General features: G+C 45.6%; 7 protein-coding genes, 17 tRNA genes and 1 rRNA gene. 23 read left to right on the top strand and 2 right to left on the bottom strand.

The features are described from left to right. Positions 1-222 precede the first annotated feature (222 nt). The 19 genes from rrf (at position 223) to ACFQ1X_RS00325 (ending at position 5,460) form a co-directional block, all read left to right on the top strand. Positions 223-338: ribosomal RNA gene (gene rrf, locus ACFQ1X_RS00415) — 5S ribosomal RNA — on the top strand. A gap of 13 nt (positions 339-351) precedes the next feature. After that, positions 352-426, top strand: a tRNA-Asn gene (locus ACFQ1X_RS00410). A gap of 7 nt (positions 427-433) precedes the next feature. Next, a tRNA-Ser gene (locus ACFQ1X_RS00405) sits at positions 434-523 on the top strand. A gap of 28 nt (positions 524-551) precedes the next feature. Beyond that, positions 552-626: transfer RNA gene (locus tag ACFQ1X_RS00400), tRNA-Glu, on the top strand. A 5-nt stretch (positions 627-631) separates the two neighbouring features. Beyond that, positions 632-707: transfer RNA gene (locus ACFQ1X_RS00395), tRNA-Val, on the top strand. A 596-nt stretch (positions 708-1,303) separates the two neighbouring features. After that, positions 1,304-1,380 (top strand) — tRNA-Met (locus tag ACFQ1X_RS00390). Positions 1,381-1,383: 3 nt separating this feature from the next. Then, positions 1,384-1,459: transfer RNA gene (locus ACFQ1X_RS00385), tRNA-Asp, on the top strand. Positions 1,460-1,476: 17 nt separating this feature from the next. Continuing rightward, positions 1,477-1,552 (top strand) — tRNA-Phe (locus ACFQ1X_RS00380). Between the two features lie 14 nt (positions 1,553-1,566). Next, a tRNA-Thr gene (locus ACFQ1X_RS00375) sits at positions 1,567-1,642 on the top strand. Positions 1,643-1,645: 3 nt separating this feature from the next. Next, positions 1,646-1,729: transfer RNA gene (locus tag ACFQ1X_RS00370), tRNA-Tyr, on the top strand. A gap of 6 nt (positions 1,730-1,735) precedes the next feature. Next, a tRNA-Trp gene (locus ACFQ1X_RS00365) sits at positions 1,736-1,809 on the top strand. 20 nt (positions 1,810-1,829) lie between these two features. Next, positions 1,830-1,905: transfer RNA gene (locus ACFQ1X_RS00360), tRNA-His, on the top strand. 46 nt (positions 1,906-1,951) lie between these two features. Continuing rightward, positions 1,952-2,027 (top strand) — tRNA-His (locus ACFQ1X_RS00355). 9 nt (positions 2,028-2,036) lie between these two features. Then, a tRNA-Gln gene (locus ACFQ1X_RS00350) sits at positions 2,037-2,108 on the top strand. A 4-nt stretch (positions 2,109-2,112) separates the two neighbouring features. Beyond that, positions 2,113-2,187: transfer RNA gene (locus tag ACFQ1X_RS00345), tRNA-Gly, on the top strand. Positions 2,188-2,193: 6 nt separating this feature from the next. Further along, positions 2,194-2,267, top strand: a tRNA-Cys gene (locus tag ACFQ1X_RS00340). A 9-nt stretch (positions 2,268-2,276) separates the two neighbouring features. Then, positions 2,277-2,360 (top strand) — tRNA-Leu (locus ACFQ1X_RS00335). 147 nt (positions 2,361-2,507) lie between these two features. Continuing rightward, positions 2,508-2,591 (top strand) — tRNA-Leu (locus ACFQ1X_RS00330). A 208-nt stretch (positions 2,592-2,799) separates the two neighbouring features. Then, the gene (locus tag ACFQ1X_RS00325) at positions 2,800-5,460 is read left to right on the top strand and encodes a cation-transporting P-type ATPase (RefSeq protein ID WP_144841091.1); all 2,661 of its coding nucleotides are present in this window, start codon (positions 2,800-2,802) and stop codon (positions 5,458-5,460) included. 47 nt (positions 5,461-5,507) lie between these two features. Here ACFQ1X_RS00325 and ACFQ1X_RS00320 read toward each other — a convergent pair whose 3' ends face one another. Continuing rightward, entirely contained in the window at positions 5,508-6,578 is a 1,071-nt protein-coding gene (locus ACFQ1X_RS00320; protein WP_144841042.1) for a C45 family autoproteolytic acyltransferase/hydolase, read from the bottom strand. 92 nt (positions 6,579-6,670) lie between these two features. Further along, complete coding sequence (locus ACFQ1X_RS00315) at positions 6,671-7,333, bottom strand: B3/B4 domain-containing protein (RefSeq protein ID WP_144841043.1); 663 nt, start codon at positions 7,331-7,333, stop codon at positions 6,671-6,673. 67 nt (positions 7,334-7,400) lie between these two features. On the opposite strand from ACFQ1X_RS00315, the gene queG reads away from it, so the two are divergent. From queG to ACFQ1X_RS00295, 4 genes are all read left to right on the top strand, one after another. After that, entirely contained in the window at positions 7,401-8,546 is a 1,146-nt protein-coding gene (gene queG, locus ACFQ1X_RS00310) for a tRNA epoxyqueuosine(34) reductase QueG (protein WP_144841044.1), read from the top strand. Between the two features lie 9 nt (positions 8,547-8,555). Next, positions 8,556-9,029, top strand: a complete 474-nt coding sequence (gene trmL / locus ACFQ1X_RS00305) for a tRNA (uridine(34)/cytosine(34)/5-carboxymethylaminomethyluridine(34)-2'-O)-methyltransferase TrmL (RefSeq protein WP_144841045.1) — start codon at positions 8,556-8,558, stop codon at positions 9,027-9,029. Between the two features lie 333 nt (positions 9,030-9,362). Beyond that, positions 9,363-9,662: a hypothetical protein gene (locus ACFQ1X_RS00300; RefSeq protein ID WP_144841092.1), complete on the top strand. Its 300-nt coding sequence runs from the start codon at positions 9,363-9,365 to the stop codon at positions 9,660-9,662. Between the two features lie 93 nt (positions 9,663-9,755). After that, entirely contained in the window at positions 9,756-10,586 is an 831-nt protein-coding gene (locus ACFQ1X_RS00295; protein ID WP_144841046.1) for an aldo/keto reductase, read from the top strand. Positions 10,587-10,596 lie beyond the last annotated feature (10 nt).

Genomic DNA, 10,596 nt, shown 5'->3' with positions numbered 1-10,596 from the left:
GATGAGGTAGATAGGTTCGAGGTGGAAGCGTGGCGACACGTGCAGCTGACGAATACTAATCGATCGAGGACTTAACCAAATCCATTTCATGAAAAGCGTTTGTTTTTCCCTGTTTCCATGTCGTTTATCCGGTTTTGAAAGAATAAGATAAAGTTTTGAAAAAAGCTTGTATTAATCACCAGAATTGGTATAATAAATCTTGTCTTTCAAATTAATAATCAGTCTGGTAATGATGGCAAAGAGGCCACACCCGTTCCCATCCCGAACACGGCAGTTAAGCTCTTTTGCGCCGATGGTAGTTGGGGGTTTCCCCCTGTGAGAGTAGGACGTTGCCAGGCTGATCCATATTATTCCGAAGTAGCTCAGTGGTAGAGCACCGCACTGTTAATGCGATGGTCGTAGGTTCGAGTCCTACCTTCGGAGCCATTTTTCTGGAGAGCTGTCCGAGTGGCCGAAGGAGCATGATTGGAAATCATGTAGGCGGGCAACCGTCTCAAGGGTTCGAATCCCTTGCTCTCCGCCAGTAGATAACTCACTATTAAAATTTGCAAGGCCCCTTGGTCAAGCGGTTAAGACACCGCCCTTTCACGGCGGTAACACGGGTTCGAATCCCGTAGGGGTCACCATTATCGGAGGATTAGCTCAGCTGGGAGAGCATCTGCCTTACAAGCAGAGGGTCGGCGGTTCGATCCCGTCATCCTCCACCATTTTGTTTTCTACATAAAGACAGTGTTAAAGAGAAACTGTTATTATATATAGAAGGAACTCGAATTCAATATTGATGTAAGTATTGAAAATAGAGTATAAAAGTCTTCTTATATTATTATCGCGGGGTAGAGCAACGAGCCGTACGAAGACGGCGAAGTAACACCGAAGCAGCCGAAGGCGATGCAGGTGTCATCAGCGATAAGCAATGAGTATGAAAAATCTTCGTATATATTATTGTCGCGGGGTAGAGCAACGAGCCGTACGAAGACGGCGAAGTAACACCGAAGCAGCCGAAGGCGATGCAGGTGTCATCAGCGATAAGCAATGAGTATGAAAAATCTTCGTATATATTATTGTCGCGGGGTAGAGCAACGAGCCGTACGAAGACGGCGAAGTAACACCGAAGCAGCCGAAGGCGATGCAGGTGTCATCAGCGATAAGCAATGAGTATGAAAAATCTTCGTATATATTATTGTCGCGGGGTAGAGCAACGAGCCGTACGAAGACGGCGAAGTAACACCGAAGCAGCCGAAGGCGATGCAGGTGTCATCAGCGATAAGCAATGAGTATGAAAAATCTTCGTATATATTATTGTCGCGGGGTAGAGCAGTTCGGTAGCTCGTCGGGCTCATAACCCGGAGGTCGCAGGTTCAAATCCTGCCCCCGCAACCAAATGGTCCCGTGGTGTAGCGGTTAACATGCCTGCCTGTCACGCAGGAGATCGCCGGTTCGATCCCGGTCGGGACCGCCATTTTTATTAAATAATATGGGTCAGTAGCTCAGTCGGTAGAGCATTAGATTGAAGCTCTAAGTGTCGGCGGTTCGATTCCGTCCTGACCCACCATATTTTTTCTCCATGCCGGAGTAGCTCAACTGGTAGAGCAACTGACTTGTAATCAGTAGGTTGAGGGTTCAAGTCCTTTCTCCGGCACCATACGGTGGGGTAGCGAAGTGGCTAAACGCGGCGGACTGTAAATCCGCTCCTTCGGGTTCGGCAGTTCGAATCTGCCCCCCACCACCAGTTTTTAGGGGCATAGTTTAACGGTAGAACAGAGGTCTCCAAAACCTCCGATGTGGGTTCGATTCCTACTGCCCCTGCCATTTTTAAAAAATACATCGTGGCGGTCGTGGCGAAGTGGTTAACGCACCGGATTGTGATTCCGGCACTCGGGGGTTCAATTCCCCTCGTCCGCCCCATTTCTTATCTATAATTTATTTAATGCACTTATAAAATAATAACGTGGCGGTCGTGGCGAAGTGGTTAACGCACCGGATTGTGATTCCGGCACTCGGGGGTTCAATTCCCCTCGTCCGCCCCATCTTATTATTGGGGTATAGCCAAGCGGTAAGGCAACGGGTTTTGATCCCGTCATGCCCTGGTTCGAATCCAGGTACCCCAGCTTTGCGGAAGTAGTTCAGTGGTAGAACGCCACCTTGCCAAGGTGGAGGTCGCGGGTTCGACCCCCGTCTTCCGCTCCAAAAATTGGCGGCATAGCCAAGTGGTAAGGCATGGGTCTGCAACACCCTTATCACCGGTTCGAGTCCGGTTGCCGCCTCCATTATATTATGCCGGCGTGGCGGAATTGGCAGACGCGCGGGACTCAAAATCCCGTTCCTTCACGGGAGTGTCGGTTCGACCCCGACCGCCGGTATCTTAAAGGGCCTGCCTGCCCTTTACCAAGCACCAGCTCCTTCACCGGAGTTGGTGTTTTTTATTGGGCTTATATGCATTTTCCAAAAAACTGCTTGTTTAATTGCTTTGATTTATGTTATATTATTTATTGTCGCTTAGACATTTTGCCGGCGTGGCGGAATTGGCAGACGCGCGGGACTCAAAATCCCGTTCCTTCACGGGAGTGTCGGTTCGACCCCGACCGCCGGTATAATCTATCCTTACCGTATGCCAAGCGGGAAGACTGAAAGCCCTGACCAAGAGTCAGGGCTTTTTTATATACCTTCGTTGTAAAATGAAAGTTTTTTGACTGAGAGAGTTAAATAGTGGAGGCAGTGTCTCCTAAACTGTTACATGCTATAATATGTAAAATTGTTTGAAAGTTTTGATAACATTTCGGAGGTGAGGGATTGTCTGAAATGAAGTGGTTCAATGAGGAAATCGAACAGGTGCTTAAGGAGCAGTCAGTAAGTCCAGAAACCGGCTTAAGCGAAGCAGAAGCAGTTAAACGGTTAAACAGGTGGGGAAGTAATGAGTTGCCGGAAGGAAAAGGAGATTCAGTTATTGTTAAGTTTTTTAAACACTTTCACGACGTTCTCATTTATGTTCTGCTAGCAGCTGCTTTTATAACAATGATACTTGGTCATTACGTAGATACAGCAGTTATTCTGGCTGTTGTAATAATTAATGCAAGCATCGGATATTTTCAAGAAAACAAAGCTGAGAAGGCACTTGAGGCTATTCGCAATATGCTGTCTATTAAAGCTACTGTAATGCGTTCTGGTAGCAGACTAGGCATTCGAGCAGCCGAAATTGTTCCAGGAGATATCGTCGTTTTAAGAGCTGGAGATAAAGTGCCGGCGGATATGCGTTTATTAGAAGCGATAAACCTGCAAATTGAAGAGTCTTCTTTAACGGGTGAATCGCTGGCAGTCGAGAAACAAATTGCTGTTATTCCTGAAAATACAGTACTTGGTGATCGAACGAATATGGCTTTTGCCGGAACTTCGGTTGCATCTGGCTCGGGATTAGGAGTAGTTATTGCCACGGGGGCGAATACAGCGCTTGGAGAAATCAGCACTGCTATGGAATCTGTTGAGAAACTTCAAACCCCATTAATAAAACAGACTACAGACTTTGGCAAACTTATTTCCATAGTCATTGTCTTGAGTGCGATTCTAATGTTTTTTATTGGTTACCTCTTTCATGATTATGGAACAGCGGAATTGCTGTTGGCGATTATTGGGTTAACTGTGGCAGCAATTCCTGAGGGTTTACCGGCTATTCTCTCCATAATTTTGGCGCTTGGGGTACAAAAGATGGCTGCTAAAAATGCAATAGTACGCAACCTGCCCTCAGTCGAAACCTTAGGTGCAGTAACAGTGATCTGCTCGGATAAAACAGGTACTTTGACAAAAAATGAAATGACTGTTAACTCGGTTATTGTTCAAGGAATTGAATTCGAAGTTAGTGGTACAGGATATTCTCCCGAAGGAGCGATTCAAAGAAATGGGCGTGAGGTATCTATAGCTGAATATCCAATGCTGGAACAATTTTTGGTGTGTTTAAAGACGGTTAATGAGGCAAATTTGTATCAGGAAGAAAACAAGTGGATGGTTAGCGGAGGGCCTACAGAGGGGTGTTTGCTGACTTTAACGGAAAAAGCTGATAAAAAAATTGAGGTATTACCGATTATTGCTAAAATTCCTTTTGATTCTTCCTATAAATATATGGCGGCGCTAGTGGAAGAAAAACATGGAAGACGGATTTATGTTAAAGGGGCACCTGAAGTGCTGCTGGATATGGTTGCTGTAGAAGAACGAAGTTTCTGGGAAGTTCAAATTGCTGTCCATGCTAAGCGCGGAGAACGTCTCTTGGCAGCGGCAGTAAAGACCGTATCAGATGACACACAATCAATCGACCATAAGGATTTAAGAGATAAATTCCATTTAATGGGAATAGTGGGGATTATTGATCCGCCGCGAGAAGAAGTGATTGACTCGATTGCACAGTGCAGAAGTGCAGGTATTCAGGTCAAAATGATTACCGGAGACCATAAAGAAACTGCGGTAGCTATTGGTGAGATGTTAGGTATCGGTCGCGAAGGAAAAGCGATTGAGGGATGGGAATTGGATTCAATGGACATGACGCAATTAGCGCGGGCGGCCATTGAATATGATATTTTTGCACGCACCAGTCCAACCAATAAACTGCAACTGGTTACCGCATTGCAGGCTCAACACCATATTTGTGCAATGACGGGGGATGGTGTCAATGATGCTCCTGCATTAAAGCGAGCTGATATTGGAATAGCAATGGGGATCAAAGGAACTGAAGTATCAAAAGAGGCAGCAGAGATGGTGCTCGTTGACGATAATTTCAGTACCATTGTCAATGCGGTAAAAGAAGGGCGACGTGTTTATGATAATTTAAAAAAGACAATTCTTTTTATTTTGCCTACTAATGTATCTGAGGGAATGTTGATTTTTATCAGCATTCTACTTGGGGCGACAATTCCTTTGACTCCGGTGCAAATACTATGGGTCAACATGATAACGGCTGTGACGATATCACTTGCGATTGCTTTTGAAAAGCTGGAACCAGGAACAATGGAACGGCCGCCAAGAAAACAGAATGTCCGGTTATTGAGCACGTATGCAATATTTAGGATTGCATTTGTATCTTCAATTATATGTGGCGGTATTTTGTGGATGAATAGTGTGCTTTCTGCGCAAAATTATGAGGTGGGAGTTTTGCAGACGATTACGTTGCAAACTTTGGTCATTTCACAACTTTTTTATCTCTTTAACTGCCGAAATGAATCCCGCTTTGCATTGAATAAAGATTTTTTTTCTAATAAAGCAGCATTCCTTGTGTCGGGGATTCTGATTATTGTGCAGCTTGCCATCACTTATATACCATTTATAAATTTTGTGCTAGGGACAGAACCAATTAGTATTAACAATTGGGGATGGCCGTTCATAATCGGGTTTAGCGTTTTTGTTCTGGTCGAGTTGGAAAAATGGGTTGTTCAAAAATTTTTTACAACAACGATTGTATCTAGGAAAAGAAAAGTTTAATTTAAAGGAGTTTAAATGCAATAAAAACAGCTGAAGCAAGAGATGCTTCAGCCGTTTTTATGTTGGGGCCCGGACAAGTCGTCCAGATAGGGAAACGGAAAATGTGTGTCGATCCGGCCATTGATGCGCTTGGCCAGCAGACGTTCCCCTTGGAGCCATTTCTGGAAATCAAACATTAATGGCAGGCGGTCCGGACCAATCGCAAAACCGACTTCAAGGCTATTCGGGAAATAAGAAGCCGTGTGGAGCGTGCCGGAAGCAGTGCTGTATTTTGTAGAGAACACACCTTGCGCTGAATCATTTAAGAGACGGAATGCCTCATAAGCGTCATTTGAGACTGCAGCGTGGGTGAGAAGTGCGGTTTCACGCCTTTTGGAATCATCGATCTGGTAGCGGTTTTCTTCAGACAAAACTTCGAAATGGTTTGTCGACACTGCAGCTTCCCGCACAATGACATCGCGCGGAGAAGTTTCCGCTACAACGGATCGTCCTGTTTTGTCCAACAGCACATAACTGAAAGATCGCCGGTGTGGCAATTCTTTTAGCAGGTCGATCGCTTCTTCGACGGTCGCACAATGCTCCAAAATGAGCCGGCCGATCATATTGCAAATAAAGCCGTCGGCGGAATTTCGGCGGTTAATGAAATTATAGCCCATCACCAGCCCTTTTTCGTTCAGCCCATCAGTTCGACCTGTTATTTGCATGGATGGACCGATGGTGGCGTATCCGCCATCAGTAGGTTCGTATAATGCAAAACGTCCTTCGTAGCCCTGCGGCGCACTATCGTAGTTGCGGACCAGGAAATTGGAATGGCTGAGAATTGAACAGCCGCTCTTTGTATATTCCAGGTAGTAACCGCCGAATTCACGTAAAGCATCTATAAATGGCCATTTCAATGCATCGGCCAATCCTTCTATTTCTTCCCAGATACGTGGTGCAAAGCGTTCGAGCATCTCGATTGCCTGAGTTTCATTTATAATCAGCTGCATACTTTTTTGTCCACGTTGAGCTCTGCGGTTTGGCAGAAGCAGTGAATCCCGCAGCAGTTCACCCTGGTGGTGGCCAAACTCATAATGACTGCCTCGGAATTGGATAATATCGCTATGGACTTTTTTCATTGGACATCCCTCTTTTTTATCTCGATATCAAAATAATACTAGAATTTAAGGGTGATAGAAAAGAATCTGCCTGGAGCAAGCGCTTCAGACAGTTATAAAACTGACAGTTCAGCCTGTCCGCCGTTAATTCCTGTGAACATATTGGACGCGGCGGTCAAAAGCTCAAGAGCGGTGTCCCGGTCCATCGAGGGTCGAATATAAAAGACGTGCAGCGCATTCTGTGTGGTTTCGGTGACAACTGTTCGTTTGGAATCGACATACGGACTGCCAAAAGCCCCTTGCCGGTCTTTTGTTATGATTATGTTGGAAAGGGTATTGAGACGATTGTTTATTCCTTCGTATTGATCCTTGTCAGTGCCTATGGTAACTTCGACGTTACTCTCGATTTTATCGGCATCGTAAAGGCCAAGCGGAATTTCGTATTGCAGCGACAGAAAATTATTCATATCCACTCCCGAATGGACAGATGTAAGATAATTTTGTTTCCTGATTCTCCGATAAAGAGCTTCAGCGGAAGGGCGGTAGCGATTTGAATCGGCACCCAGCGCTTTCCAGATGAGTTTCCATTCAAGCAGACCAGGAAAATCAAATAAGTCCTTGTCCTCCAGATCGAAGAATAATTGTTCCTGGAAAAGCTGCAGCCGGCCTTTTAACATTTGAGGAGAATCAGAAACGGTGATATTGTTATATTGAATGATTCCAACTTTAAAATCGGGAAGTACTTCTTTGATTTTCGGATCGACTGTTATTTTCACAATGATCTTCCTTTCTGAAGGTCCATATAAATTATCGTATCATATATTCAATAAAGGGGTTATCAGCATGAATCTTGACCAATTTCAAAAAGAGCTCGTTGCTTATGCCTCGGAAATCGGAATAGATAAAATCGGGTTCGCATCAGCTGAGCCTTTCTTCAGTCTGAAGCATCGCCTGATTCGACAACAGCAACTTCAGTATCAATCAGGCTTTGAAGAAGCGGATGTAGAAAAGCGCACACATCCTGAGTTATTATTGGAAGAAGCAGTGACGATCATTGCAATTGCCATTGCGTATCCGTCGAAAATGAATGATGCACCGCAAGGAACGCGTGGAGCAAGGCGCGGAATTTTTTCGCGTTCATCTTGGGGCAAGGATTATCATGCTGCGCTGCGTGAGCGGCTGACACTGCTGGAAGCCTTCATCGCAGCACATTACCCGGATGCCCGTATGCGGTCGATGGTTGATACCGGGGAATTATCCGACCGAGCAGTCGCAGAACGTGCAGGCATAGGGTGGAGCGCGAAAAACACCAATATCATTACGCCGGAGTTCGGTTCTTATGTTTACCTCGGGGAAATGATCACCAATATTCCATTTGAGCTGGATGAGCCGATGGAGGATCAATGCGGCGACTGCCGGCTGTGCATCGATACGTGCCCGACAGGTGCCATTGTGGAAGGTGGCCAGTTGAATGCACAGCGCTGCATTTCTTTTTTGACACAGACTAAGGGCTTTCTGCCGGATGAATTCCGTTCGAAAATCGGCAACCGTCTATATGGCTGTGACACTTGCCAGACAGTTTGTCCGAAAAATAAACGGAAAGCGAACCAGATTCATACCGAATTTGAACCCGATCCGGAAATAGCCAAACCATTGCTTGAGCCGTTATTGAAAATATCAAACCGGGAGTTCAAAGAGAAATTTGGTTATATCTCCGGTTCATGGAGAGGGAAAAAACCGATCCAGCGCAATGCGATTCTGGCGTTGGCACATTTCAAGGAAGTAAGTGCTGTGCCGGCATTGATTGATTTGTTGGAAAGTGATGAGCGGCCGGTTATCCGTGGCACAGCTGCATGGGGCATCGGAAAAATTGGCACAGCTGAAGGGCTGCATGCTTTAAAAAAAGCGGAAGAGCAAGAGAGTGATCTTGAAGTGCTCGAGGAAATTCAAAAAGGATTGGCATTTTTTGCTGAGGAATCGAAAGGATAAGTGAAGATAGTGGCCATTAATATTGTGTTATATCAGCCGCTGATACCGGCAAATACGGGGAACATTGCCCGGACGTGCGCAGGAACCGGAGTTAAATTGCATTTGATCCGTCCGCTCGGATTTTCCACGGATGACAAAATGCTGAAGCGGGCCGGACTGGATTATTGGGAGCATGTCGATCTGACCTATTATGATTCCATGCAGGAGCTGTTTGACAGTTCTCCGGATGGACGCTTTTATTACATTACAAAATTCGGTTCGAAACCCCATACGACATTCGATTTTTCGGATCAGGAGAAGGATCATTTCTTCGTTTTCGGCCAGGAAACGAAAGGTTTGCCGGCTGAACTGCTCGAGGCGAATCCTGATAACTGCCTGCGCATTCCGATGAATGACAATATCCGGTCACTGAATTTGTCGAATACAGCTGCGATTTTGATGTATGAAGCGCTGCGCCAGCAGGGATATCCCGGGCTGGAATAAAAAAAGGCAGCGGAATAAATCTCCGCTGCCTTCTTCTTAGTTATCGTCTCTATCAAAAGTGCCTGGTTTGTCGTCGTATCCGGCAGTGAAAATTGCTGCCAGGAACGCAACACAAACGCCTAGAATAAGGATCAAGTTCATTTATAACGACCTCCTTGAAATATGCATCTTTGTTTAGTATAGCCCAAAGTCGGGAAAAATGAAATATAAGTCCTTCCTGAAATATGGAGAAATTCTGTCCATTGAATACGGAATCTCTTGAAACCAATCGTCGTTTCATTCGTATACTAAGGTAGTGAAAATAACTTAAAGGAAAGGTTGATTTCGATGAAAATGAAAATCTCCGCTGCTTTGCTCTGGATTTCTGCCATTGCGGAAGCATTTTTAGCCATTCCATTTCTCGGTGGTACGTTTGTCATCAGTACAGGATATGCAGCACTCGGCTTTATGTTCGTCCTGCATGCGGTTACTTTGTTCTTCTGTTTCCGCGAATACTCGCCGAAATCAGGTCCAATTATTGGTTTGATCACAAGCCTGCTGGCCTGGATTCCGCTGATTGGCTGGGCGTTGCATTTACTGAGCGCAATCGTATTATTCATCAACGCAGCTATTGCAAGCCGTCCACGCATTTAAAACCGCCATTCCTGGCGGTTTTTTTATTGGACAAACTTCAAATTCGAATTTATTCGGACGGATTTGTATAATGAAAGAAGAAAGGATGAGGAAATGGAATTAAATATAAATTCAACTAAAAAATTACATAATGGTGTAGAAATGCCGAGATTCGGTCTCGGTGTTTATAAAATGTCCGATCAGGAAAAGGCGGTTAACGCGATGATAACGGCAATTGATGCCGGCTATAAGGCGATTGATACGGCCACTGTTTACGAAAATGAACGGGAAGTCGGAGAAGCGGTGCGGAACTCGGCCGTGAAACGGGAAGACTTGTTCATCACTTCGAAAGTGTGGAATACGGATCAGGGTTATGACCAGACGCTGCGTGCATTTGAAGCATCGCTGGAGCGGCTCGGGTTTGATTATCTGGATTTGTATTTGACGCATTGGGCCGTGCCGGGGAGCTACGAAGAAACATACCGGGCCATCCAGCGTTTGTATGATGAAAAGCTCGTGCGGGCAATCGGCGTGTCGAATCATCATCAGCCGCATCTGGAGCGAATTTTGGCAACAGCGAATACCAAACCGATGGTCAATCAGATTGAGTTGCACCCGCAATTGACACAGGAACCGCTGCGGGCATTTTGTGCACAGCATGAAATTGCTGTAACATCCTGGTCGCCACTCGCGCGGGGCCGGTTGTTGGAAGATCCGGTACTTGCGGAAATAGCTGCGGGGCATGATAAGACGATTGCACAAGTGATAATCCGCTGGCATCTTCAGCATGATCTCATCGTTATACCGAAATCAGTAACGCCGTCTCGCATCGTAGAAAATGCCGATGTGTTTGATTTCTCATTGGCCGCTGAAGAAATAAAAGCAATCGATGGCCTCAACCAGGACTGGCGAACCGGCACCAATCCGGACGATATCAAAGCATAAGAAAAGAAGT

The organism is Metaplanococcus flavidus (assembly GCF_042675885.1).
GTDB lineage: Bacteria > Bacillota > Bacilli > Bacillales_A > Planococcaceae > Planococcus > Planococcus flavidus.
This window is presented reverse-complemented; position numbering and strand designations above follow the sequence as displayed.

Bases quoted from the DNA above. Each gene is read 5' to 3' on its own strand.
- ACFQ1X_RS00325 (WP_144841091.1), top strand. From the start codon at position 2,800: ATGAAGTGGTTCAATGAGGAAATCGAACAGGTGCTTAAGGAGCAGTCA.
- ACFQ1X_RS00320 (WP_144841042.1), bottom strand. From the start codon at position 6,578: ATGAAAAAAGTCCATAGCGATATTATCCAATTCCGAGGCAGTCATTAT.
- queG (WP_144841044.1), top strand. From the start codon at position 7,401: ATGAATCTTGACCAATTTCAAAAAGAGCTCGTTGCTTATGCCTCGGAA.
- ACFQ1X_RS00300 (WP_144841092.1), top strand. From the start codon at position 9,363: ATGAAAATCTCCGCTGCTTTGCTCTGGATTTCTGCCATTGCGGAAGCA.
- ACFQ1X_RS00295 (WP_144841046.1), top strand. From the start codon at position 9,756: ATGGAATTAAATATAAATTCAACTAAAAAATTACATAATGGTGTAGAA.